Below are 25,544 nucleotides of genomic sequence, written 5' to 3' on the forward strand. Positions count from 1 at the left end.
AATAAATAGTTTGTTTTTATACTTTTACTAAATCTTTTTATATAAACGAATCTCATTATCAAAAAATGAACTAACATAATAATTGTATACAATAGCCATATTTCTTTTTGATATTTCATCGAATTACTTGCAAACCCTAATAAAAAGCAGAAAAAAAACCATATAATCAACAATATAATAAGAGAAAATATACTGATCCCAAAAAATTTTATTTTTTCCATTCCTATTTTATTTTTACAGTTATTCCATATTTTTCTTTCATCATTTTAATGAAATTATTATTTATATCTTTATTTGTCCCACCTTTAAGATAAGCAGATATAAATACTTTTAAATTATCATTAAAAGATGTTATTGAATGAGCTCCAAAAGCTCCATTAGATTTCTCCTTAGATGTAAATGCTCCTTCAAGCCCTTTCATATCATTATCTGACAATTTATCCCTAGAATGATCCATTGAGTATCCATCAACTCCTTCTGGACTAGTCAAAAAATCTGACTGATGAGGAGCCATATTAAATACATAATCAATTACATTATTAGCATCCAAAAATTCACGAGCATTCTCTTTTATTAGCTTTAAAAGTTCTTCAGTATACCCAACTCCAAAAGCAGATCCTCTACTATGAGTGTATATCTGAATTTTTTCAATAATCTTTCCAGTTTTTGGATCTCTTGCTAATTTTGACAAAACATTTTTCCAATCATCTTTGGCAGCTAACCTTCCACCCATTCTTCTATCGCTAGGAAACTCAGGATTACGTTCTGATGCCCAAGATTTACCATTATAATGATTCCATCCTCTATTACCATCAACATAATGCACTTCTCCACCTGGATTTGCAATACCCGAATTTTTAATTGTGTTAACTATTTCTTTTGTCCAATAGCTGATATCAGCTCGTTCAGAATCAGCCATAGTTTTACCATTAATCAAAATTGGTAATTCACCATCTCCATCAACATATACAATTGGACTATTTAATGCATATACATAAGGAGAAGATCTCTCCAATAATTCTGATTTTGGATCAATATTCATCCATCTACCAATCGCCGCATCGTAATTCCTTGCACCATAATCATAAACATTAAGCCCTAGCTCGTCTTGGAACTCCTTTCCGTTATACCTATATTTATACGGATTCGGTATTCTCGGAACCACAATATTTAATTCCGGAACATTATACCCCGGAGAGCCGTCCATCGGCATCGTATAAGTATATTCTTCCGTATTATAAGCCCGGTGTTTTAGTCCGAACGGATAATAATGGTTTTCTTCCATGATTGCCAAAGCTCCGTTTTTATCGTCCCAGGTCCAGCTTACCCGAATATTACCCAAATGATCCGTGTAATTAAATACATAATTAAAATAAGTATCACTTGTAACCTTTACATACCCCTCAACATGCGGAAAAAATGATAGCTTCATATTTAAATATTGAAAACCGGATAAGTAATCAATACTCTTGGTACTACCATTTTCCAATACACTTTTCTGTACCTTATTACCGCCTGCGTTGTAAATATAATTAATTTTATTACCATCTGCGAATAGAATCTCCGTTGGCAGATTTAAATGATTATAAACAATATTCGTAATCTTTTTATTCGCATCCTGGGTCATATTACCGTTGGCATCATAAGCATAATCGTTATAGGTATTTCCATAACCGTTGTCTTTAAAACCTTCCGGATTATTGGTCAGATCGTTTACCCGCATTAACCGGTTCCCGTTATAAACATAAGTCAAATCGTCAATGTCTATCGTGACATTCGGATGATCCAGATTACCCATACGTTTTAAATTCAGAATATTACCGTTTTTGTCATAACTTACATATTCATCATAAGAATTGGTTATCGTCTCCGCAGCTAATGGTTTTTGGTAATAAGCACCTGTCAGCCGGTTTAAATCATCATACTTATAACCATATTTCCGCAGGACATTATCACTTTTTGTTTTCCAGAACGTTTCGGAAATATTTCCGTTATAAAGCCGTTTTACATTACCATAAGCGCTTGTTGTTCCATAAAAAACAATACCGTCTTCATCTGTTTCCGTTACCTGATTATAATTGATTTTAAAACCGAATAAATCGGCCTCTTCCATCCGTAAAACCGGATCATCTACAGCATTCATATTATTTATATCGGTCAGCCATCCGCGAATGTTATAACGATAATCCACTTTTTGTAATCCTACCGCTCCGGTTGCATCAGTACCTCCGACATTTTTTGAAATCAGTTCGCCAATCTCATTATACGTGTTTTTGGTAAGCAATTGTACCGGCTCATTATTGATTTGTTGGGTATGTAATAAAGGCCTGTCTTCCGGTGTATAGGTATATTGATCGACAATGGTCAATAAAGCCATAGTATTATCTCTTTTATGAAAAGTCTTTGTATATAGCTTTTTACCGGTGAAATCCAGCTTTGTATCAATCTGGGTATAACCGCCGAATTGATTGCTTATATATCCCCTTACTTCTCTGGCTTTTGCATCGTAGAAAATTGTATTTACCTCAGCCAATGTTTCATTGGATGTTGTCAATATGCGTAACCAGTTTGCCGTCATCAAAGTCTTCGGATTCGACAATACGGATTGTCCTTCGACAGCAGACGGAACAGCCAATGCAGACGGATAGCTGTAATTGTCATAATAATTGATACTCAATACATGCATACCGCCGGTTGGGAAAGTATAGTTCGTATAGCCCACCGTTACACCGTTTAATACAAACGGATTGTTACGGGATTCGTAAAAGTCGCCTGAAAAGTTTAACGTTGCCTGCATCGTTTTCCGACCGGTTGCCGTAGCTTCCGTTCCATTATACCAACCTGAATAGGCTACTCTTCCGAAAGCATCATACTTTGTAATCAACCAGCCTGTCCCCGAAAGATTCGAAAACGGTGAATTGGCAGGTCCTGTAGCAACCAGTTTATCTGCTTTATTATAAACCATAAATTCCCATTGCTTACCCGGCAATTTCTTCTCTGCCAGACGCTTCCGTTTATCGTATTTATACTGATAGCACAAATCATTTAATTGGGCGGTCGGATTTGTTACCAAAGGCGGAATTACATATGTAAGATTTCCGAACTTATCATAAACATAATAGGTGTCATGCGCCCCGTTACTATAGGTACGTTTTAACACCAGTTGCCCCTCTTTATTTTTAAACTCTTCTGAGGTATTATTTGTTCCGCTTGTCCAGTTTTCGTCTTTGACACTACTCTTTTCAAGGTCGTTTGCCGCATAATAACCATTGTCTGTCAATTGAATATCATAAAGGCCGGATGTGGCATTCCATGTAGTGGTAGCAAAATAACGCTTTACCTCATTTTGCACGTTAGTCCGATACTCAAACTTTATGGTATGGTCATTATTTGCTGTCGGATTAACTTGCCAGTCGGCTCCGGGAGCGCCTTGTTTTAGTACTCTTTCAAGAGGTGAACTTTCGAAAAGCTTTTCACTGACCGGATACTTCCCTACGTAGTGTGAATAGTTTAAAGTAGACTGTTCTGCATTCGGATAAAAAGGCATTGTCATCTGATCAGTCGAATACGTAAGATACTCTTTAATCTGTCTACCCTGATCATAGGCATAGTGCGTAACCAGATCTTTTCCTGTTCCGGATTGCTTGTTAACTACCTTTTGAACCAATCGTCCGAATCCGTCTAAATACTGAACCGTAGCCTGAGGATTTCCGGAACTAACCTGACGATAATGGATTGATTTTACAAAATTCTGGCTATTATCCTGCGCCCTCAGCATTAAAGGCAACAGAAATAGGATATAAATTATTCTTTTCATATTTTCCGTTTTATGGGCGATAGTTGTACATATGTTCAGTAAGTGCATTGCCATCATTATCTTTTACCTTTATTAATCGGTTGTAACTATCATATTCAAATGTGGTCTTCTCTCCTTTCGGATCGGTAGTTGATTTCATTCCTACCATCGGTTCAAATTCCAATGTGGTAGTATTGGCAGTCGGTAAACTGTTTCGCAATCCGTTTATTTGCGAAAGATTACTTTCGTTAAGATTTTGTACACCATTGATTCCGATACCTAATGTGGCTCCAATCTGCATAATGGTTGCATTTTCAATTTTTGCAATCGGAAGACTCTTATTGTAGCCCCAGATAAAGGATACCGGTGCGCCTCCTTCTGTACGGTATTCCTGAATATTTCCACTATTATCATAGTCAAAAGAAATTTTCGATTCTAAAAGATCGTCACTACCTGCATAGATCACACTCGGAAGCAAAAAAGAATTACCGGTAAACATTTCAAATTCGGTCATCTTGGTATAAATACGATCATTACCGCGATATTGTTCTGTTTTGAGTTTCGTCCCGGTCATATATCTTGCTACTAAAGCCGTTGAATTCGGTTCACCGGCAACTTCGGCATCCTGAGGGTAATAATGTTTGGTGGTCATGGTTTCCCCTGCTGATACTGTTGTTACTTCTTCCGACAATAATGTGTGTTGCGCGTTGTTGTACTTAAAGTTTTTGGTCATCACAGATGTTCCTGAGAGATTATCGGTTCCGTCATAAAAAAAGCTCTTTTCTTCCAAAGATTTTAAATACGACCAATTAGGACGAATATAAGTTCCCATTACATCAACATTTTCAATACTATTTAGCTGTCCGGTCTGATAACATACGAGACCAAAAGCGATACGAACCGGGTAACTGTAAATTCCGGTACTGATTCTTGTATCCAGAAAATAATCAAAAGTGTTTTCTTTTACGGGTAAAAGGTTTCCGGCAATTCCTTTTTTGTAAATAATTGTCTTTTTCTCCTGACCGTGATCCCAGCCGGAATTGGTTCTGGATCCATTGTTAAAGTCGGTATTATTAACAACCTGACCCGGTAAATCGAAATTGACGGTATACTGATGCTCTTCGGCTCCGTTTTTAAAATTATCATCACCATAGCTTACGGTAACATTTTGGTAAAAGAGGTTATTTCCTTTTTCAAAAATCGGAATAATACTACTTGATGAGATGACCCGTAAAGCAATATCGCGATAATCACAAGCAGCGCCTCCGCCACCTGATCCCGGAGCTCCCGGATTTGGCGTACATACCTCTCTTTTAATCACTTTATCTGAATAATACGGAAGGCCGGATGCTATTCCGGATGATTTGTTCAGATCGGACGGAGCGTTATAATAATAGCGTTTATAAATTGCTATATTACTATTATCCGTATCCTTAATACTTTTTACCCGGCTTCCGCCTGTATCCTGATCCACGTAAACCGTTTGTTGTTGTGTATCCGACCATGTGATTGTACAACTACCGGTTGTACAACGATAGTTACCTGTAAAACTGATACGATAGGTTTTTCCGGGAACTGCCGAAAAATAAAAACCAGTATATAGCGAATTGGCCGAGAATTGCGCGCTGGTTCCGTAATATTGATAACCGCCTTGTGTAGGTACCTGTAACGGAACAAGTTGATTATCCTCTATACTGCGAACCGAAAGCGTAGTCGCATGATGAAATCCCGTGTCCATACCCGGATCACATTCCGAAATATTAAAACCTCCATGGCCTCCGATCGAAACCATTTGGCTAAAGCCAACAGTTATATCCTTGGTATTATTCGTTGCATAACCCGGTAAAGCTCCCTGAGGTCCGTTATTGATATACATCGCATGCGAGACCACATTCGCCGGAATTACTTTCGGCCCTAAAAGCCTATTGGCTTCATATTCAATCTCCGAACAACCTTTAGTCGGATAACATATTTTGTTCAATAATCCGGATCGCCCATATACAAAATTAGGATCACGATTTGCCGCTGTAAAATTGACTCCTTCCAATCCCGGAACTCTCGCTATTAAACTTTGATTTCCGGCGCCGTTGTAATAGCCCCAATGATCCTGTGCCATACTAAGTCGCAACGGTAAATATTCCGGGGTCATATAGCTGAAAGTATGCTTTTTGCCCGGATCTTTAAAAGTGATCTGATTTAGAAAAGTTCGTTTGTTTGGTGTTTGAATATAACCGAATGTCAGTTCTTCAATAATAGCTGAAGCAGCATTCCGTTGTGTTATTTTTTGAAGTTTATTATTGCCGTATTGCATTTCCGGGTCATTTCCCGCTTCGTAAGTAAACACCAACTGCCCGTCTAAACTATTATTGGAATAGATCCGTTTTAGCCGTTTCCCGTTGATTGTCATCAGGTGATTTACAGGCGTACTTAGAAAAGGGCCGTAACTATACAAGGATGAATTACAACTGGCCTGATAATAGGGATTGGAAATCGTAAGTGATTGTGATTGAGAAGCCGTATAACGATAGCTATGCTCTTCATATTCAAAATTTACCTGATCGCCTAAAGGATGTATAATTTTGTTCAGATACCAAACCGTAGTATAGGTTTGCGGTATACTATGTCCGGCTCCCTGTGAACGGAAAGTTGTAGATTCCGTTTCCTCAAAATAATATTTAACACCGTCATTAGTAGTAACGATAAAATTCAAGACCGTACCGTTCTGGATTTTATCAATCTTAACCGTCTGATTTTCTACTTTCAGCGGATTTCCGTTACGATCCAGTACAAATTTTCCTGAAATTCCATTAAAATTGAACGAAAAGATATCCACTTCCGAATCCACTGCGCTGTTGTTTCCAATCTCATATATATAATTGATTGCAGCGGTTGAAAAAGTTCCTCCGATAAGATCATTATCAGGTGGAGTAAGTTGTGAAGTAGCCGCCTTCTCATCAGCGACATCATTAGCTGTTCGGGTCATAACACCTCCGGCATTTACATTCCATCCCAAACCGACTTTAGAAGCAATGTCATCAACACGAATGCCGTTGGAACCGTAGAATATATTGATAGGGACTGTGATATTCCTGTTTTTGAATGTTAGTAACGGAACTTCGATGTTGGGTGCGCCTGTTACCATTCCTACCGGTACATTTCCGTAATTACCGAGCGCATAAGCTGTAGGTGAAGGCGGAACAATATTCGGAAGATAACTGCTGGCATCATCCTGAGCGGCTACGTAGGTTGTATTCCATAGCAAAAACCAAAAAAATAATGCTGATCGCAAATAGGTAGTACTGTTTTTCATGTATTTTTTTCTTATTTAGGTTGGATGCCTTTAATGACTTTTACCGAGTTGTTTTGTACGTTGGTTCGGATTTCTACGATGTAGATCCCTTCCGGATACGTACTTAAATCAACCGGTACGGTACGACTGTCGATTGTGAATTGTTGGAGTTGTCTTCCGGATAAATCGAATACTGATGCAGTTCCGGTTTGAAAGTCATAGCCCACAATGATGTTGGTAAATTGCTGCGCCGGATTCGGTAAGGCTTCGATCGCCGGTTTGTCCGGTTCTTTCTTGTAACGATCTTTGAGTTTTACCACCCAGAAATCACTACCGCCATGACTACCGTTTTTATCACGGGATGCAGTACCTTTAGAGGTACCGGCCAACAGATAACCGCCGTCACGTGTTTCAACTAATCGGGATAAAATGTCTTCTCCGTCACTACCTACGGTTTTGCTCCACAATTCTTCACCTTTATCATTGATCTTTAAAGCGATATAATCGTTGATGTCCTTTTTGTCTTTCTTTCCGTCACCCACTTCTGTAGCAGCATGACCGCCGATTAAAAAGGTATGATCGGGATTCTCAATAATGGAAGTTAGTAAATCCGTTTTACCGTAGTTGTAGGTTTCCTGCCAGATCGTTTGTCCGTCCTGGTCCAAACGCACCAACCAGAAATCCGTTCCTTTACCGTTAGCCCTGCTTTTATCGCGTGAGGGATTCGAATTGGAACTTCCGCCCAATAAATAACCGCCGGTCTGACATTGGATGAGTGCCGTCAGGTTATCATCCCCGTCACCGCCTAATGTACGTTGCCATTCGACAAGACCGTTTTTATCGGTTTTCAGGATCCAGTAATCACCGGCACCGATGTTATCGCTTTGTTTGTTACCCGAAGCCGGAGAATTGGAATAGCCACCGATAATATAACCGCCATCCGGGGTTTGTTCGATGGTTTTCAATTGATCCAGGTGTTTACCGCCATAGGTTTTTTGCCATTCGATGGTACCTTCGGCATTTAATTTAACAACCCAATAGTCCAGATTGCCATAATGGTCTTCGGTTTTATCTCCGGATTTACCCGAAGCGGAGGAGCCGCCAATAATATAACCACCGTCTTTGGTACGACGGATACAAGCGAGTTGTTCCTGTCCGCTACCGCCAATAGTGCGTTGCCATTGTTCGCTTCCTTTTGCATCGAGCTTGATGATCCAGAAATCGTCTTGTCCACGGGATTTATCTTTTTTACCGGCTCCTTCTGTCGATTGGGAGATTCCGGCCAGAATAAAACCGCCATCGGAAGTTAATTGGACGCTTTGCAAGAAATCCATACCGGAACCGCCGAAGCTTTTTTGCCATTCGGGCGATCCGTGTTCATCCATCTTCCAAAGCCAGTAATCGAAATTACCGCTGGAAGCCATTTCTTTGTTTCCGTTTTTGTCGGATAAGGAACTGCCGGCTAAGAGGAACCCATAGTCGGGTGTAGGCAGTACGTCTGCGAGGAACTCGGCATGCTTACCTCCATACGATTTTTCCCATAGGATATCCTGCGCCTGGGATACCATCGGAAAAAGGCATGGCAATAGTAGTGCCGAAATCCTAACTTTAGTGGAGGTACGATTTGTCATTTTTCTGTGAATAAATAGTTATAGTTTTAATGAGGAGGAACTTAAATTTAATTATAAAAATGGTATAAACTAATACTTATTTATACACAACAGGTTTTAAAAACCTGTTGTGTATAATAACGAACTTGACCTACTATAAGTCAATCGTCTTATCAACGTTGATTTGTTTCAGGAAATACATATCATGTGAAACAACAATTAAAGTACCCTGATATTCCGTAATCGAAGCCATTAGAATTTCAATATTCTGAATATCCAGATTATTAGTCGGTTCATCCAGTATAATACAATCCGGCGACTGATTACCGATGGTGAGTCCGCAGAGTAATAATCGCATTCGCTCTCCACCGCTTAACGATTTACAGGATTTTTGCCAATCTTCACGAGTAAACAAAAACCGGTTTAATCGCATTTTGATCTCGTGTTCCGGTAAAGCTGCTGTATTGAATTCTTGTGCCTGCTCATATACCGTGATCGTATTATCGATCAGCGAATAATCCTGATCAATATAAATTAGTTTTCCTTCCGTACGTTGGATCATTCCTTTTTCCGGTTGTATATTTCCCAGAATACAATTTATCAATGTTGTCTTTCCGGAACCGTTTGCTCCTTTTATCACAACTCGATCACCACTGACAATTTCAAACTTGATATTCTGTTTCCAAAGCCATTTTTGATCATATCGGTGATTCAATCCTTCTGTTTTAAATTGCAATTTTCCTTTATGTAATCCGGGCGTTCCAAAACCGATTTTCATTTTATCGATGTCCGGTAATGTCGTCCGTAAATCCTGTAATTCTTTTGCTATTCCGCCAATTTTCTCAGCATGTATACTTTTTAGTTTCGATGTACTGTTTTCGGCCTTATTACGCATTGTATTCAGCATGATTCGGGCAACTCCTGACTTTTCCTGTTTTCCTTTTCCCCGCGCATCCAGTTTTTGTTGTCGCTCGAGGGTTTCCCTTTCTTTTTCCTTTGCTTTCCGCAGTGCTTTTTCTTTGCTTTGAATATCCTGATGCAACGCATTGTTTTCGATCTGTTTCTGAGCAGCATAAAAATCATAATTTCCGCCATATACCCGAATACTCGCAGCTGTTAAAACGGCAGTCGTATCAAGCAGGTTGAGCAGCGTCCGATCATGACTTATTACAATCATCGTTAAGGTTGATGACTTGATAAAATCATACAATAACTGTCGGCTTTCATAATCCAGATGATTACTGGGTTCATCCAGTAAAACCAATTCCGGCTGATGGATCGTAATTCCCGCCAAAAAAACTTTTATTTTTTGTCCGCCACTCAGACTTTCCATCAATTGCTCCGGATTAATATCCTCCAGTTTCCAGTAAGTTAACGCTTCCCGGCAACGGTCCTCTATAGTCCAATCGTCGTTAAGTTGCGTAAAGTTATCTTCATCTACATTACCGGATAAAATTTCGGACAGCGCTCGCAATTTACGATCAATCCCCAATGCTTCTGCAACGGTAAGCTGATTGTATTGTCCGAATATTTGCGGAATATAATACGGTTCAGTATCCACAATACACTGACCTCCGGATGGTTGTAGCGCTCCGGTTATGATTCGGAATAAAGTCGATTTCCCGACACCGTTATTTCCGATTAAAGCTATTTTTTCATGGTTGTTCACTACCCAATTCAGGTCGTCAAACAAAAGCTCCCTATTGGGATGCATATAGGATAGTTGCTGTAAAATCAACATAATTTCTTTCTTTAGAAGTAAAACAAAACACCTGAAGTATCGTTTATGAAACTTCGGTTTTTATTGCCTGAAAGAAATTATTTTCACATAGTGGATTCAAATTGTATTCGGCAAATATAGTATTTTTCTTTTAATTGTCTTTTTTATTGTGCTTTAGTCACTTTTTATTCCAAAAACAGGCTGATATTGTACAATATCAGCCTGTTTTTTATTTTTGTTAAAACGGAATTTTAAGGTACCAATACGGCACGTCCTTTTATTTTTCCGTTTCTCAGTTTATCGTAGACTTCTACCGCATCATCCAGTCGGTATTTTTCAACTTCAATATGGATTTTCTTCTGACGGGCTAATCCGATCACTTCCATTAATTCGGTTCTGGATCCCCAATACGGATTGGTCATACTAACACCAAAGGGCAAACCGTTCATATTGTATTCGTATTTTCCGCCTCCTAATCCGACAATTGTCAAATCGCCGTCCAATCCGACAATTTTGGTTCCGAGATCAATCGTAGAAGATGCGCCGACAAAGTCAATGACCACTTTTGCTTTTTTGATACCGGTGATTTTTCGGATTTGTTCATCGGCATCTTTATCCATTGAATTAACGGTAAATGCAGCTCCGAGTTTTTTAGCAAATTCCATACGTTCCGGAGTAATATCACAAGCAATAATGGTGGCTCCGCTCATTTCAGACAAAATCTGTAAAGCCACATGTCCTAATCCTCCTACTCCAATCACCACTACAAACTCATCCGGCATTAATTTATGAAGTGAGCGCTTTATAGCCGAATAAGGCGTTAAAGCCGCATCGGTTAGCGGTGCTGCAATTATCGGATCCAGATCATGAATCGGAACCAGTAAACGGGAAGACGGAACCAACATATAATCGGCCATACCGCCGTTTAATCCTAATCCGCCGCCAAATGCCTGTTCCGACTGATGATCACAGTAATTTTCCTGTGAATGCTGACAAGGTTTACAATGTCCGCATCCCCACGGTCCGTATACCAAAACAGCATCTCCTTTTTTAAATCCTTTTACATCCTGGCCCATTTCTTCCACCCAACCGGCATTTTCATGACCTAATGTAAAAGTTACTCCGGAAACGATTCCTTCATCAATAATATGTAAATCGGAATGACAAACACCGGCACCTCCGATTTTTAACAATACTTCATCTCCCGACGGAACCGGCTTCTCCATATCGTTTACTATCCTGACATCTTTATGTCCAAAATATCGTACTGCTTTCATAGATTACTTTTTTAAGGTTATATCCTATAAATTTAAGCATATCTGATTTAAAAATTGATTATATAACCGTTAAATCCTTTCCGCGGGAAATAAATAATTCTATTTTCAATTCATCATAAAGCACGGATTATCAATAGTAAGAAAAAACAAAAATCAAATCTTTATCTTTCAGGCATAAAAAAAGACGCCCCATTTCCGGTCGTCTTTCGCACTTGTAATTTGTGAAATATTATATCTTTTTATTTGCCTCTTCCCAATCCTTTTTTTCTATTCGGTAAACAAAATTCAGTTTTGGTGCTTCACCATGATAAGCAACATTCTCCTCGCTCACTTTAACTGCTCCTAAACGGGATATAGCAATTTGCGAACGAAAATTTGTAGCTCCGATATGAAAGTAAACGGCATCAACAAACTGAAAAGCATAGTCCATCATCAGCTTTTTTACCGATGGATTAATCCCGGTTCCCCAGAATTTCACCGCATAAAACGTATAACCGATTAAAATACTGTTTTCGTTTTCATTATAATCGTAAAAACGGGTACAACCGGCTATTTCTCCGGTAGCTTTATCGACAATGCGATAGGCTCCTTTACTCAGCATCGCTCCCTCAAAAAAAGTACGGAATACTTCTTTTTTCCAACGGTCTTTATTGGGATGCTGTTCCCAGACTTTCGGATCGGAAGCCAGGTTATATAAAGTTTCAAAATCGGATTCCTGTAGCGGATGTAAACTGATTTTATCGTTTTCTAACGGAGTTTGAATGGAAAATGACATTGTTTTATTTTTTATGATATAAAATTATCGCAAAAAAGGACTACCCATCTAGTCCAATACTAAAAAAACAACTAGTCCAATATTACAACCGACTTTATACTGTCTTTTATTATTGTATCTGCTTTTCTTCAATAGTAATCCCATTAAGGACATTTTTAAATGCAACGGCAGCATTATGTACCTGAACTGTCCAATCATCCGCAGCTGCTCCGTCAGCACCGTCAGAAATATATTTAAGGCAGAGAAACGGAATATTTTCCTGTTTTGCAATTAAAGCAATCGCATACGCTTCCATATCAACTACCGTGTAATCAGTAGCGGTGTGATTGGTTTCGAAATTATCACCGGTACCGCAAATTCCTTCTTCTAAACCAGGCACGGAAAGTCCATAAGACAATACGATTTCTTCATTGGAAAGCGGCGTTTGATACAATTCGAATCCCAAACCTCTTACATCCATATCCCGCTGTATAAAACGAGTACAACATATCACCGATCCTTTTTTAAAAGTGGTACTTCCGGCAGATCCGAGGTTAATAATCAATCCCGGTCGGTTAGTCTGTATCGCTTTAGTCAGATGATAGGCCGTATTGACTTTTCCGATCCCTACAAAAAGCGTATTTTCATTTTGAAATTCTTCACCTGCTTCGGAATTTAACGCAAACACATATAACGGATTCTCATTGATTAATTCCTGTAATTTTTTCTGTTCCGGGTTCATTTTTTAAAATTTAAGCCGAAATACGGCAAGGGATTAGTATTAGATGGTTTCAGAAGTATTTGATCTGACAAAGATACATAAACCGGTTCCTTTATTCTGAAGCGGTCATAAAAAATGCCACTCAGTTAAACCGGTGGCATTCGATAGGGTTGCAATCGGCGGTATTTACAGTAAATACCTGACTTTCGCTAATTATTTTTTAGACTCCTCTACAGATACTTTTCTGAATTCTTTTAATAACTTGCTTAGTTCTAAAGCAGATTTACGTGCTCTTGTTCCGGCAGCTTTATTTCCTTTTTCAACTTGTAAGTCTGACTCGGCTTTGAATGCATCGATTTCGGCGTTGATCTTGGTTAATAAGTCTCTCATAATATTATATATATTAAAAATTAAAAAAACAAAAATAGTATTTTCGGGTTAGGAAAAAGCTTCCGGAAGGCTTATTTTTACAATTAAACCCGGTAAAAATCATTAGCCTTTAAAAATCAATCCATTACATTTTAACAAAATCGATTGCAGCCAGTTCATTATTGATAAAAGCACCCGCCTGAGTCCCTGAAGACACCGCTACTGACACCGTTCGCATACCGGAACAGTCGCCTGAAGCATAGATACCTTCTACAGTTGTTTTAAATGTAGCATCGACCTTTAGCAAACCCATTTCGGTTAATTCACAGCCCAATTCCTCCGGTATCGAACAATGTTGCGTCCAATCCGGTCTGGAATAAAGCACCTCAAGTGGCATATCGGTTGTGTCTTTAAAAACAATACGGCTTACTTTTCCCTGTTCCTGATCCAAATAATCAATTTCTTTTTCTATAATCGCAATTGAATTGCTCTTTATTAATCGTTGCTGTTCTTCGGATAAGGTCGATTTCCCATTCGTATATATTGTCAATTCTTTCGTCCAGTTATAAATTAACTGTGCATAATGAAAAGCGATATCTCCGTTAGCTATGATACCGGTTGGCAACTGTTTAACTTCATAACCATGACAATACGGACAATGTAATACTGAAATACCCCAACATTCGGCAAATGCTTTTATATCGGGAAAATGATCTTTTAAACCTGTGGCGAATAATAGACGGCGTGCTGTAAACGTATTTCCATCCTGCGTTGTGATCTCAAAATATTCAACTTTCTTTTTCCCTTGTACGGCACGACCTTTATAAAAGTTGACGGTCGGATATTGTCTTACCTGCTCCATCGCTATAGTCGCTATTTGTAACGGCGGTACTCCATCCTGCGTCAGGAAATTATGAGAATGCGGCGTCTGACTATTACAAGGTTTCCCTTCGTCAATAACCAATACATTTCGTAAAGCTCTGCCCAGACTCATTGCTGCGGATAAACCGGAGTAGCTTCCTCCGATGATAATTGCATCATAAATTGTTTTTGTCATAGTTTTTCCTATTTACTTTAAAACATTCGGAATTATATTTTTTTCATTTACAAAAGTAATATTATTTCAATAAACGCAACTTTATTGCATTTAATTTTTAAAACATTTTGATTCTCAAAAGGATATCCCAGCAACCTAAATCATCTCCTTATTTAAAATCATTTTAGATAAGAGTCAAAATCAGACAGTCGTTTTTAAGGAATAAGAAAAGGGTCATCTTCTAAACTGTTGATAAGTATTTTTAAAACTTAAAAAAGAATAAAGGCGAAAACTGTTTATAACTTCAGATCGAATTCCGGCAAGTCGCCACAGCCATACTACTTACCGTAAAATTATCTGTTGTTGATAACTATTTTTAATCAGCCAAAGTGACGTTGTTGATAAAACTTTTTAATTCTCCCTTAAATCCGTTGACCGAAAAAAGAGGTTGTCGTACCTTTGAAAAATATCAGACAAGCTACTTTTCCAATCGGAAAAAAGTCGGATGCTACCCCCAAAATCAGGTGCAATTTTAAATTCTATATATATGTCCATTTTCGATAAACGAATCAACTATAAACCGTTTGAATACCCGGAGGTATTGCAGTTCACGGAAGCCATTAATAAATCGTACTGGGTACACAGTGAAGTCGATTTTACTGCGGATACTCAGGATTTTCACTCGCATCTGACCGAAGCTGAAAAAACAGCGATAAAGCACAGTTTATTAGCCATCGCACAGATTGAAGTAGCCGTAAAAAGTTTTTGGGGTAATATATATGAACATTTTCCGAAGCCTGAATTTAACGGTCTGGGCAGTACGTTTGCCGAATGCGAATTCCGCCATTCAGAAGCTTATTCCCGTTTACTGGAAGTATTGGGTTATAATGATGAATTTGAAAAATTACTGGACATTCCGGTGATCATGCAACGTGTAGATTACCTTTCGAATGTATTAAAAGACACCCGTTCTCAGGACAATAAAAAATATGTAGTAGCGCTTATTCTTTTTAGTATCCTGATCGAAAACGTATCACTATTCAGTCAGTTTGCGATCATTTTGGCCTTTACCCGTTTTAAAGGGTATATGAAAAATGTAAGTAACATTATCGCCTGGACTTCTGTTGATGAACAAGTACACGCTAATGCCGGTATTTATATTGTAAATAAAATCCGCGAAGAGCACCCGGAATATTTTGATGCCGAAACAATTAACCTGATTCGCGAAAGTGTTAAAGATTCTATCGCAGTAGAATCTGATATTCTGGACTGGATTTTTGAAAAAGGAGAAATTGAAATCATTAAAAAACACGATCTGGTTAATTTTATGAAGTTCCGTATTGACGAAAGTTTAGGTCAGATCGGCATTGAAAAAGTATTCCATGTTTCTCCTGAAGAATATCAGAAAATGGCCTGGTTTGAAGAAGAAGTATTCGCTAATAGTCTGGATGATTTTTTTGCTAAACGTCCGGTTGACTACACGAAACATGACAAAAGTATTACTGCCAACGATTTATTTTAATTTGAGTTTTTGATTATGCAAGATATCCCACAAATAAATACTGAAATTGCAACCGACAATACACCATTACCGAAACTATGGTGGAAAAATTCGGAAAGCGAACAAATCTTAAACCGCGGTTACCTGCTGAAAGGAGAAACCGTAGAAGGTGCTATTGACCGTATTTGTAGTGCAGCGGCTCGCCGGTTGTTTCGTCCCGAGCTGAAAGAATCGTTTCAGGAAATGATCGAACGCGGCTGGATGAGTATTAGTTCTCCGGTATGGGCCAATATGGGAACCGAAAGAGGATTACCGATCTCTTGTTTTAATGTACATGTTCCGGATCATATAGAAGGGATTACCCACAAATTGGGCGAAGTCATTATGCAAACGAAAATCGGAGGTGGTACTTCGGGTTATTTCGGAGAATTACGCGAACGCGGAAGTGCTGTAACCGATAACGGAAAAAGCAGTGGTTCGGTGAGCTTTATGAAATTGTTCGATACTGCTATGGACACCATTTCACAAGGTGGTGTACGCCGTGGTGCTTTTGCTGCTTACCTGGATATTGATCACCCGGATATTGAAGAATTCCTGAAAATCAAAAACATCGGAAATCCGATCCAAAACCTTTTTACCGGTGTTTGTGTCCCGGATTACTGGATGCAGGAAATGATTGAAGGTGACACAGATAAACGTCACGTATGGGCTAAAGTATTGGAAAGTCGTCAACAAAAAGGACTTCCTTATATTTTCTTTTCCGACAATGTAAACAAAAATAAACCGCAGGTATACAAGGACAACAATATGCGTATCAATGCCAGTAATTTGTGCAGCGAGATCATGTTACCGTCTACAAAAGACGAATCCTTTATTTGTTGCCTGTCGTCTATGAACCTGGAATTGTATGACGAATGGAAAGACACTGAGGCCGTAAAACTGGCTATCTTTTTCCTGGATGCCGTATTACAGGAATTTATAGAGAAAACGGAAGGTAATTATTACCTGACCGCTGCGAATAAGTTTGCCAAAAGACACCGCGCGCTTGGATTAGGCGTTTTAGGATGGCACTCTTATCTGCAAAAAAATATGATTCCGTTCGAAGGAATGGAAGCTAAAATGAAAACAACTGAAATCTTTAAACACATTAGCGATAAAGCCGACAAAGCAACACAGGAACTGGCTCGTATTTACGGAGAACCGGAATTATTAAAAGGTTACGGACGTCGAAACACGACTACTTTAGCCATTGCTCCGACCACCTCATCTTCTGCTATTTTAGGGCAAACTTCACCTGGAATTGAACCTTTTAGCAGTAATTATTACAAAGCCGGTTTGTCGAAAGGTAATTTTATGCGTAAAAATAAATACCTGAAAAAACTGTTGGAAGAAAAAGGTCTTGACAATGAAGAAGTATGGCGTGAAATCATGCTAAACGGAGGAAGCGTACAACATATAAGCGGACTTACACAGCAGGAAAAAGATGTTTTTAAAACGTTTAAAGAGATCAGCCAGCTGGAGATTATTCAACAGGCTGGTATTCGTCAGAAATTCGTAGATCAGGCACAAAGCCTTAACTTAAATATCCCATCTGAATTACCGATTAAAGAGGTCAACAGTCTGCTAATCGAAGCCTGGAAACTGGGTGTAAAAACATTATATTACCAACGTAGCCAAAGTGTTTCGAAAGAGTTTATCACGAATCTGGTGAGTTGCAGTAGCTGCGAATCGTAATCAAAACTGCACACAATACAGATTATAAATCCGTACTATCTGTATAGCTTTGAATCCTGATTAAAAAACAAACCAATTATATCCTAGGGACTGTCTGACATATAAGACAGTCCCTTTTATTTTATTCCTTTTCAGTATTAAATCGCAAAAAAATCATAAAAACATCTGTCTTTACATTTAAACATCTTATGTTTGTGTAAAATCGGACTTATGAAACTGTATACCAAGATTGTTAATCATATTAAAGAAGACATTGCCAACGGTGTTTATCAACCCGGTGAAAAAATCCCGGCCGAACCGGAATTAATGGAAAAATATGGTGTGGGACGCTCGACTATACGGGAAGCGATTAAAACACTGGCTATTTCGGGAATCCTTAATGTTAAGCAAGGTTCAGGGACAACGGTAACCGGAAACTATCGGGAACTGAATATGGAACAACGGCTGCAACGGGCTGATTTTGAAGAAATAAATTCAGTTCGAAAATTACTCGAAGAAGAAATTATCCGTCTGGCAACTGTAAACCGTACGGAACAACAACTTATCGAAATCAAGCAATGCCTTGAAAAGCGAAAAACAGCCATTCTTTCAGAAAAGCCGGAAGAATGTGCCAATGCAGATATTGACTTCCATATGGCTATTGCTTTCGCATCCGGCAATAAGGTTTTAGCCGAATTATACTATGGTTTTACCGTTATTCTTCGCAATTTCTTTACTGCTCGGGAACCAAAAGGAATCAGTAGGTTTGCCATGAATCATCACCTGCATGAACAATTATTTCTGGCGATACAGGAGCAAAATGAAAATGCCGGAATCGAATTACTTCGCCAATTATTAAATGCTAATTATTAGATAGCGATGTTAAATTTATTCCAAAATCAACTAAAACATCATATGTTTAAACAAAAGAGCGTACGTTTGTATTCAATTTAACGAGACTCGTAATTAAATAACCTTATTATGTCAATACTTACCTTTACCCTTATCCTTTTACTGGGTGCCTATCTGGCCGGGCTTTTAGGATCACTGACCGGTTTGGGCGGCGGTGTGGTAGTGATACCCTTGCTGACACTTGTTTTCGGCGTTGATATCCGCTATGCCATCGGAGCTGCTTTACTGGCTTCAATCGCAACCTCATCCGGTTCTGCCAGTGCTTATGTAAAAGAAGGAATTACCAACATCCGCCTGGGTATGTTTTTGGAAATTGCCACAACCATTGGTGCAGTAATCGGAGCTTTGATAGCGGTTTATACGCCTACAAATACAATTGCTATGCTATTCGGTTTTGTTCTGATTTTTTCAGCGGCAATGACGTTGCGAAAAAAGAACCAATCGGCTTTAACAGAAGGAAGTCCGCTTTCTTATAAATTAAAATTAAACAGTACGTATCCCACTCCAAACGGAGAAGTTCCGTATAAGTTAAAAAATATCGGAGCCGGTTTTTCTATTATGACAGTTGCCGGTGTGCTATCCGGTTTATTAGGAATCGGTTCCGGAGCTTTAAAAGTACTCGCAATGGATGCCACGATGCATATTCCTTTTAAGGTGAGTACAACAACCAGTAATTTTATGATTGGGGTTACAGCCGCTGCCAGTGCTGTGGTCTATCTGCAAAGAGGTTATATGGATCCGGGAATTGCCTTTCCGGTAATCATAGGAGTATTGGCCGGCGCTTTTACCGGTTCTAAATTACTGACCCGAATGGATCCGAAAGTATTGCGTATCATTTTCTGTGTTGCAATAACATTTGTCGCTTTGGAAATGATTTATAACGGTTATCATCATAAATTCTAAAAACGCATCCTATGAAAAAACTAATTTCTGATACTGATGTACAGCAACTGGTGGGTCAGGTATTGCGCTATGGTGTTTTAACCGCTTGTTTCCTGGCTATTGCCGGCGGAGTTGCTTACTTACTTCATCATGGCGGATCTGACGTGCCGTCTTATCATGAATTTAAGGGCGAAGGTGCCGGTTATACCACTTTCGAAGGAATTATTAAAGGCGCTTTAGCCTTACATCCGACGGAAATCATTCAATTCGGCGTACTGGCGCTCATCGCAACCCCGATACTTCGTGTTATCTTATCGCTGATCGCATTTATTCTTGAAAAAGATAAAATGTACATCATTATTACCCTTATTGTACTAAGCATCATTATGACCAGTATTTTCGGCGGATTAAAGGTATAGATACAACATGAATTTAACATTCTTTTCCTGTTGAATTGGTACATTTGAAAAAGCGGTATTTCTGCCGCCCTACTAACATTATTTAATACATTATAACTCATGCATACAAACGTTAAAGATTATACCCTTAACAACGGCGTTACGATTCCTGAAATCGGATTCGGAACCTGGCAAACTCCGGATGGAGCAACAGCTGTTCAAGCTGTAAAATCGGCTTTAGAAAACGGTTATCGCCATATTGATACCGCAGCAATCTACGGAAATGAAAAAAGTATCGGGCAGGCTATCGCCGATTCCGGTATTGACCGTAACGATTTGTTTTTAACCAGTAAGCTATGGAATTCTGAGCGCGGTTATGAAAGCACATTAAAAGCTTTTGAAAAAACAGTAAGCGATTTACAAACTGATTATTTGGATTTATACCTGATTCACTGGCCGGCAAATGCAAAACAATTTTCCGATTGGAAACAAAAAAATGCCGATACCTGGCGTGCTTTTGAAAAGCTATATCAGGACGGAAAAATAAAAGCCATCGGAATAAGTAATTTTATGGTACACCATCTGGAAGCTTTACTGGAAACAGCAACCGTGAAACCGGTGATCAACCAGATTGAATACCATCCGGGTTATATGCAGGCTGATGTAGTCGCTTTTTGTAAAGAACGCGATATCCTGATCGAAGCCTGGTCGCCACTGGGAACCGGAAAAATGCTGAACGATCCTACCTTATTGGATATCGCTTCACAATACAATGTTTCCGTAGCTCAATTATGTATCCGTTGGTGTTTACAAAACGGAACATTACCGTTACCGAAATCAATCACTCCGGAACGAATCAAACAAAATCTGGATGTTTATCATTTCGAGATTTCGGAAAATGATATGAAACGAATTGATGCCTTACCTTACATCGGCGGATCCGGTTTACTTCCGGATGAAGTGGATTTCTAAAATAAACTTTCCCAACCGGACCGGCTCTAAAACCGGTCCGGTTTATTATTCCATCACGCTATCCAGTCCGCGTTTAAAACCTTTAAAGCTTCCTACTTTTTTAATCGCCAGTAATCCCCCTTTAACATACGGTTCGGCTCCTGTTCCGGAATCATGCCGAATGGTTAATCTTTCATCTGTTAGTCCGAAAATAGTTTCTACCGAAATCGTATAACTCGGCAAACGCAATGCATGTACCCGTACTCCGTTGATTTTAGCGCCCCAGGTTCCGGGTGTTCCGATCCGTTCACTTTCAGCAATCGTTTCATTCGGTAGCTGAACATCCGATAAGCGTTTTACCAGTTCGCGTACCGTTCCGCTTGGCGCATCCGCTTTGTGATCATCCGCATAATCGATCACTTCAAAATTCGGAATATATTTTGCCGCCATTTCGGAGAATTTCTGTAATAAAACAGCTGTAATCGCAAAATTTCCTACGGCCAGTACCGATACCTGATATTGTTCCGCTAAAGCCGCAATCTCCTTATAATCATCGTCTGTTAAACCGGAAGTTCCGATTACCACATTTACCCCTTTTTGAATCGCTGCCATGACATTCGCTTTGGCACTTTCCGGTTTTGTAAATTCGACAAAAACATCACAATTTATTTCAGTCAATGCAGCTGCAACCGTTTCATATACGGGAATCGGCTCTGTTTCCAATTCCAACAACATCGCTAAATCTGCTCCTTTCGCTTTTCTGGAAATACCGGCTACTAATTGTAATTCCGGATCGGCAGTCACGCCTTTACTTAATGCCGAACCTGCCCAACCTGTTGCTCCGGCTATACATACTCTTATTTTCATGGTCTTTTTATTTTAAAGTTACGGTTTTTAACGTTTCTGAAAACAATCTTATACCCGAATTAAGTATCCTATTATCTTCCGTTAAAAAATCATTATCAATACCAAAATGCCTCTGTTTTATTTCTGTTTCCGTTACTAATTGTGTAAATTTAACCTAAAGCTATTCCGAAAATTTTCTGTGCTAAGTCTTTCTTCCTGTAAAGTATTCCGGGAATCGTCTCGTTGTTTTACGTGATTCTCCTATCTGTTTGCTTTCGCTAATAGTATGGCATAAGACAAAGTCACAGTACTTGCAGGAAATACTATTTCCTCATTTAAAGATCGATTCTATAACTTAAAAAACATACAACATGAAAATTCAACTTGTAACGGTAGCCGGAAGCGGTGTTTTGGGAACTCAGATTGCTTTCCAAACGGCTTTTCACGGTTACATGGTAAACGTTTATGATATTAGTGATGCCCTACTGGAAAAAGCCAAAACAACTTTTTCAAAATTAGGAGAAGCCTATCAACAGGATTTAAAAGCCACGCCCGAGCAAATTGAAAAGACATTGCAAAATATCCATTATTTTTCGGACCTTGCTGAAGCTGTTCACAACACCGATTTACTGATTGAAGCGGTTCCGGAAAATCCGTCTATTAAAATCGATTTTTATCAAAAACTAGCTGCTGTAGCTCCGCAAAAAACCATTTTTGCATCAAACTCATCTACTCTTTTACCCAGTCAGTTTGCCGCAGCTACAGGTCGGCCGAAACAATTTTTAGCACTGCATTTCGCTAATGAAATCTGGAAGCACAATACCGCTGAGATTATGGGGCATTCGGGAACAGATGCAAAGGTTTTTGATACCGTAGTAGCCTTCGCTAAATCAATCGGAATGGTTGCCTTACCACTGCATAAAGAACAACCGGGATATATTGTTAATTCTTTATTAGTCCCTTTATTAGGGGCGGGTCTCGGATTATTGGTTAAAGGGGTTGCCGATGTAGAAACGATTGACAAAACCTGGATGGTTGCTACCGGTGCGCCGGTTGGACCGTTTGGAATATTGGATGTCGTTGGTATTACAACCGCTTATAATATCAATAAAATTACAGCCGAAAAAACAAAAAACGGTAACGAACAAAAAGTGGTAGACTATCTGAAAACTCATTTTATCGATACCGGGAAATTGGGTGTCGCAACCGGAGAAGGATTCTATAAATATCCTAATCCCGCCTATCTTGATCCTGATTTTTTAAAATAAAACGGCTATACGGCTACGCAAAGTCGCTGCTATGCAAAGTCTCCTGACTTTGCGTAAAATTAAAAACTAAGAAATGAAAGAAGGTTATACAATAAAAAATCAAGAGAAACCGCACTTTATTACTTGTACAGTAGTAGATTGGATAGATATCTTCACAAGAAAAGTTTATAAAGATATTGTGGTTTCCTCTTTAGATTATTGTATAAAAGAAAAAAGAATGGTATTGTATGGTTACGTAATCATGAGTAATCACATTCATTTAATAGTACAATCGAAAGAAGGCAAATTATCCGATTTGATAAGGGATTTTAAAAAATTTACAAGCAGAAATATTTTAAAAGCTATACAAACAGAACCTGAAAGCAGAAGACAATGGATGCTCGATTTATTTAAAAAAGCTATAGAAAGCCATAGCAGAAATAAGAATTATCAGTTTTGGCAATATGGAAATCATGCAGAAGAAATATACACCTTACATTTTATGTGGGTTAAATTAAACTACATACACCTCAACCCAATAAGAGCAGGAATTGTGGAAAAAGCACAACATTATATATATTCCTCAGCTAGCAATTATACAAATAACAAAGGATTATTAAAAGTTGAATTGGTCGATAATCCCAAAATTGATGCACCAAAAAAGAATGAATTTTGGAAGTATAATCATTATGATGAAAAATAGTTTGCGCAAAGTCTCCCGACTTTGCGCAGCAGGTGTTGCTCAAAGTCAGGAGACTTTGCGCAGCGAGTGAGACTTTGCGCAGCGTTTCTGATTTTACTCTTTTATAATTTTGATCGTTTCCGGATTTGCTTCCGGATTTTGCAATTGTAACAGATATACACCCTTTGCAAGTAGACTCAAATCAATCGTTCCGGTTTCCGGTCGGATACTCCCCTCTTTCACTTTTACGCCGAGCAGATTAAACAAAGAATAAGCTTTATATAGATCCGGCTGACTGATCGTTAACTGCTCTTTTACCGGATTCGGAAATATCTTTATTTGATTTTGATTCCAATCGGTTGTACTTAACGGTTCGTAGTATAATTTAGCCAGAAACAAATTAGAAGAAGTCTCCGATTTTGTAATCATCTGACTTCCGAAAGTCAGCGTTGGATTGTTAAATGTTCCGGTGATATAGATTTCATTTTGCGTTTTACAATCCATACTCAATGTATTATTTCCGTTAAGTGAAAGTGCTTTTCTCGCCCAAATCGCCTGACCTTGTGGTGTATATTTTACAACAAAAAGAGCTCCGTCAGTCGAAACAGGATTGGTTAATGTAACTCCATTCCCAAAATCCATTTGCGTATTGATAAAAGTTCCGGCCGTATAGAGATCATTATTTTCATCTACATCAAGAGAATGAACACTATTATAGCCGAAATTAGAATTGGCTGCCTTCGCCCAAAGTACGTTACCGTTCGGATCATATTTTACGATAAATTGTTGTGATCCTCCGGAAGACATCAACGTGGTATTTCCAAAATTTACGGTATTGGTATAATAACCGGCAGCATAAACATTATTTTCCAGATCGGTTTTTACGGCTCTGGTACTGGTTTCATTTTCATAATTGCTGCCTGTATTCCGTCCCCAGATTTCATTTCCGTTACTATCGTATTTAACCAGATACATATTCATATTATAACTTGCTGTAATGGTTTTCGTTAACGTAATGGTTCCGAAACGAATCGTATGACAACCGAAATAACCGCCTGTATATACATTTCCGTTTGTATCGACATCCAATCCATACGATACTATCCCTACTGGATGTGCATCGCTACTTTGTGCCATTTTTACCCATAAATAATTTCCCTGATTATCCATTTTAGCCACATATGTCCTGTTAGATGAGCCGGCACTGCTATATCCTTCGTTATTGAGTACAATAGTTCCAAATGTTACCGAAGGTGAATTAAAAATACCGGTCAGATAAATATTCTGATTCGCATCTGTTTTAAGCACATTGACTACGGTAGCAGAATTATCTTCTGTTACTTTTTTAGCGAAAACAACATTTCCGTTTGCATCAAATTTCACAATAAAATTACCGGTCGGATTACCGGTTAATGTAACCGAATCAAAAGTGATACTATCCATAAAGCCACCGGCTATATAAAAATTACCCGAATCGTCAGCTGTAATGGAAGTTGCCTGATCCACTCTTGGACCGCCAAAACTTTTAGCCCATATTACATTACCCTGATTATCATACTTTGCAATGGCAATATCAGCATAGTAATACGATGGACTGTAATTACTTACGGTTATCCCTCCGAATGTAATTGTAGGTGTTATAAAATCGGTAATTACTATAATATCCCCGTTACTATCTACTACAGAAAACTGTTTTACAGTATTAAAATGTATGTCCATATTACGAGCCCATTCCCAATCAGGCGTTTGACTGCTGGCAATTTGAACAAAAAATAATGTGATTAACAATGTAATGATTCGCATAGTTTTCTGAATTAAATTATTATTATCCATACCGATA

The 25,544-nt window shown here is 38.6% G+C and carries 19 protein-coding genes; 8 read left to right on the top strand and 11 right to left on the bottom strand.

The features are described from left to right. Positions 1–223 precede the first annotated feature (223 nt). The 9 genes from NOX80_RS16465 to NOX80_RS16505 form a co-directional block, all read right to left on the bottom strand. Complete coding sequence (locus tag NOX80_RS16465; RefSeq protein WP_256550897.1) at positions 224–3,817, bottom strand: DUF6443 domain-containing protein; 3,594 nt, start codon at positions 3,815–3,817, stop codon at positions 224–226. Positions 3,818–3,827: 10 nt separating this feature from the next. Then, positions 3,828–7,106 (bottom strand): RHS repeat domain-containing protein, encoded by a 3,279-nt coding sequence (locus NOX80_RS16470; protein WP_256550898.1) that lies wholly within the window; start codon positions 7,104–7,106, stop codon positions 3,828–3,830. 11 nt (positions 7,107–7,117) lie between these two features. Then, positions 7,118–8,716, bottom strand: a complete 1,599-nt coding sequence (locus NOX80_RS16475; RefSeq protein ID WP_256550899.1) for a T9SS type A sorting domain-containing protein — start codon at positions 8,714–8,716, stop codon at positions 7,118–7,120. Between the two features lie 133 nt (positions 8,717–8,849). Then, entirely contained in the window at positions 8,850–10,436 is a 1,587-nt protein-coding gene (locus NOX80_RS16480; protein ID WP_256550900.1) for an ABC-F family ATP-binding cassette domain-containing protein, read from the bottom strand. A gap of 230 nt (positions 10,437–10,666) precedes the next feature. Further along, positions 10,667–11,692, bottom strand: a complete 1,026-nt coding sequence (locus NOX80_RS16485) for an NAD(P)-dependent alcohol dehydrogenase (protein ID WP_256550901.1) — start codon at positions 11,690–11,692, stop codon at positions 10,667–10,669. Between the two features lie 229 nt (positions 11,693–11,921). Next, positions 11,922–12,467, bottom strand: coding sequence for a GNAT family N-acetyltransferase (locus tag NOX80_RS16490; protein ID WP_256550902.1), 546 nt, complete (start codon positions 12,465–12,467; stop codon positions 11,922–11,924). Positions 12,468–12,576: 109 nt separating this feature from the next. After that, positions 12,577–13,188 (bottom strand): 5'-methylthioadenosine/S-adenosylhomocysteine nucleosidase family protein, encoded by a 612-nt coding sequence (locus tag NOX80_RS16495; protein ID WP_256550903.1) that lies wholly within the window; start codon positions 13,186–13,188, stop codon positions 12,577–12,579. 192 nt (positions 13,189–13,380) lie between these two features. Continuing rightward, positions 13,381–13,557 carry a histone H1 gene (locus NOX80_RS16500; protein ID WP_256550904.1) on the bottom strand — a complete coding sequence of 59 codons (177 nt, stop codon included), beginning with the start codon at positions 13,555–13,557 and terminating at the stop codon, positions 13,381–13,383. A 124-nt stretch (positions 13,558–13,681) separates the two neighbouring features. Next, positions 13,682–14,593 carry an NAD(P)/FAD-dependent oxidoreductase gene (locus NOX80_RS16505; protein ID WP_256550905.1) on the bottom strand — a complete coding sequence of 304 codons (912 nt, stop codon included), beginning with the start codon at positions 14,591–14,593 and terminating at the stop codon, positions 13,682–13,684. Between the two features lie 526 nt (positions 14,594–15,119). On the opposite strand from NOX80_RS16505, the gene NOX80_RS16510 reads away from it, so the two are divergent. The 6 genes from NOX80_RS16510 (at position 15,120) to NOX80_RS16535 (ending at position 20,950) form a co-directional block, all read left to right on the top strand. Next, positions 15,120–16,094 (top strand): ribonucleotide-diphosphate reductase subunit beta, encoded by a 975-nt coding sequence (locus tag NOX80_RS16510; protein ID WP_256550906.1) that lies wholly within the window; start codon positions 15,120–15,122, stop codon positions 16,092–16,094. A 15-nt stretch (positions 16,095–16,109) separates the two neighbouring features. After that, positions 16,110–17,807 carry a ribonucleoside-diphosphate reductase subunit alpha gene (locus NOX80_RS16515; protein WP_256550907.1) on the top strand — a complete coding sequence of 566 codons (1,698 nt, stop codon included), beginning with the start codon at positions 16,110–16,112 and terminating at the stop codon, positions 17,805–17,807. Between the two features lie 210 nt (positions 17,808–18,017). Then, on the top strand, positions 18,018–18,659 hold the full coding sequence (locus NOX80_RS16520) for a FadR/GntR family transcriptional regulator (protein WP_256550908.1): 642 nt from the start codon (positions 18,018–18,020) through the stop codon (positions 18,657–18,659). 108 nt (positions 18,660–18,767) lie between these two features. Then, entirely contained in the window at positions 18,768–19,601 is an 834-nt protein-coding gene (locus tag NOX80_RS16525) for a sulfite exporter TauE/SafE family protein (RefSeq protein ID WP_256550909.1), read from the top strand. An 11-nt stretch (positions 19,602–19,612) separates the two neighbouring features. Beyond that, positions 19,613–19,999 carry a DUF1634 domain-containing protein gene (locus tag NOX80_RS16530; RefSeq protein WP_256550910.1) on the top strand — a complete coding sequence of 129 codons (387 nt, stop codon included), beginning with the start codon at positions 19,613–19,615 and terminating at the stop codon, positions 19,997–19,999. 99 nt (positions 20,000–20,098) lie between these two features. Next, positions 20,099–20,950 carry an aldo/keto reductase gene (locus NOX80_RS16535; RefSeq protein WP_256550911.1) on the top strand — a complete coding sequence of 284 codons (852 nt, stop codon included), beginning with the start codon at positions 20,099–20,101 and terminating at the stop codon, positions 20,948–20,950. Positions 20,951–20,995: 45 nt separating this feature from the next. Here the strand turns inward: NOX80_RS16535 and dapB are convergent, their stop codons facing one another. Continuing rightward, a complete protein-coding gene (dapB, locus tag NOX80_RS16540; RefSeq protein ID WP_256550912.1) occupies positions 20,996–21,796 on the bottom strand; it encodes a 4-hydroxy-tetrahydrodipicolinate reductase in 801 nt (266 codons plus the stop codon). A 350-nt stretch (positions 21,797–22,146) separates the two neighbouring features. Between dapB and NOX80_RS16545 the strand changes: the two genes are divergently transcribed. Beyond that, positions 22,147–23,043, top strand: coding sequence for a 3-hydroxyacyl-CoA dehydrogenase (locus tag NOX80_RS16545; protein WP_256550913.1), 897 nt, complete (start codon positions 22,147–22,149; stop codon positions 23,041–23,043). A 73-nt stretch (positions 23,044–23,116) separates the two neighbouring features. After that, positions 23,117–23,725, top strand: coding sequence for an REP-associated tyrosine transposase (locus NOX80_RS16550; RefSeq protein ID WP_256550914.1), 609 nt, complete (start codon positions 23,117–23,119; stop codon positions 23,723–23,725). 93 nt (positions 23,726–23,818) lie between these two features. On the opposite strand, the gene NOX80_RS16555 is transcribed toward NOX80_RS16550, so the two are convergent. Next, complete coding sequence (locus tag NOX80_RS16555) at positions 23,819–25,507, bottom strand: T9SS type A sorting domain-containing protein (protein WP_256550915.1); 1,689 nt, start codon at positions 25,505–25,507, stop codon at positions 23,819–23,821. Between the last annotated feature and the right edge of the window lie 37 nt (positions 25,508–25,544).

This window comes from Flavobacterium cerinum, from assembly GCF_024496085.1.
In the GTDB taxonomy this organism is placed as follows: domain Bacteria; phylum Bacteroidota; class Bacteroidia; order Flavobacteriales; family Flavobacteriaceae; genus Flavobacterium; species Flavobacterium cerinum_A.

What these genes read in the sequence shown, in the direction of transcription:
- NOX80_RS16525 (WP_256550909.1), top strand. Translation starts at nt 18,768, where the DNA reads ATGTCAATACTTACCTTTACCCTTATCCTTTTACTGGGTGCCTATCTG.
- NOX80_RS16475 (WP_256550899.1), bottom strand. Translation starts at nt 8,716, where the DNA reads ATGACAAATCGTACCTCCACTAAAGTTAGGATTTCGGCACTACTATTG.
- NOX80_RS16545 (WP_256550913.1), top strand. Translation starts at nt 22,147, where the DNA reads ATGAAAATTCAACTTGTAACGGTAGCCGGAAGCGGTGTTTTGGGAACT.
- NOX80_RS16515 (WP_256550907.1), top strand. Translation starts at nt 16,110, where the DNA reads ATGCAAGATATCCCACAAATAAATACTGAAATTGCAACCGACAATACA.
- NOX80_RS16470 (WP_256550898.1), bottom strand. Translation starts at nt 7,106, where the DNA reads ATGAAAAACAGTACTACCTATTTGCGATCAGCATTATTTTTTTGGTTT.
- NOX80_RS16485 (WP_256550901.1), bottom strand. Translation starts at nt 11,692, where the DNA reads ATGAAAGCAGTACGATATTTTGGACATAAAGATGTCAGGATAGTAAAC.
- NOX80_RS16495 (WP_256550903.1), bottom strand. Translation starts at nt 13,188, where the DNA reads ATGAACCCGGAACAGAAAAAATTACAGGAATTAATCAATGAGAATCCG.
- NOX80_RS16465 (WP_256550897.1), bottom strand. Translation starts at nt 3,817, where the DNA reads ATGAAAAGAATAATTTATATCCTATTTCTGTTGCCTTTAATGCTGAGG.
- NOX80_RS16500 (WP_256550904.1), bottom strand. Translation starts at nt 13,557, where the DNA reads ATGAGAGACTTATTAACCAAGATCAACGCCGAAATCGATGCATTCAAA.
- NOX80_RS16550 (WP_256550914.1), top strand. Translation starts at nt 23,117, where the DNA reads ATGAAAGAAGGTTATACAATAAAAAATCAAGAGAAACCGCACTTTATT.
- NOX80_RS16530 (WP_256550910.1), top strand. Translation starts at nt 19,613, where the DNA reads ATGAAAAAACTAATTTCTGATACTGATGTACAGCAACTGGTGGGTCAG.
- NOX80_RS16480 (WP_256550900.1), bottom strand. Translation starts at nt 10,436, where the DNA reads ATGTTGATTTTACAGCAACTATCCTATATGCATCCCAATAGGGAGCTT.
- NOX80_RS16510 (WP_256550906.1), top strand. Translation starts at nt 15,120, where the DNA reads ATGTCCATTTTCGATAAACGAATCAACTATAAACCGTTTGAATACCCG.
- NOX80_RS16520 (WP_256550908.1), top strand. Translation starts at nt 18,018, where the DNA reads ATGAAACTGTATACCAAGATTGTTAATCATATTAAAGAAGACATTGCC.
- dapB (WP_256550912.1), bottom strand. Translation starts at nt 21,796, where the DNA reads ATGAAAATAAGAGTATGTATAGCCGGAGCAACAGGTTGGGCAGGTTCG.
- NOX80_RS16535 (WP_256550911.1), top strand. Translation starts at nt 20,099, where the DNA reads ATGCATACAAACGTTAAAGATTATACCCTTAACAACGGCGTTACGATT.
- NOX80_RS16505 (WP_256550905.1), bottom strand. Translation starts at nt 14,593, where the DNA reads ATGACAAAAACAATTTATGATGCAATTATCATCGGAGGAAGCTACTCC.
- NOX80_RS16555 (WP_256550915.1), bottom strand. Translation starts at nt 25,507, where the DNA reads ATGCGAATCATTACATTGTTAATCACATTATTTTTTGTTCAAATTGCC.
- NOX80_RS16490 (WP_256550902.1), bottom strand. Translation starts at nt 12,467, where the DNA reads ATGTCATTTTCCATTCAAACTCCGTTAGAAAACGATAAAATCAGTTTA.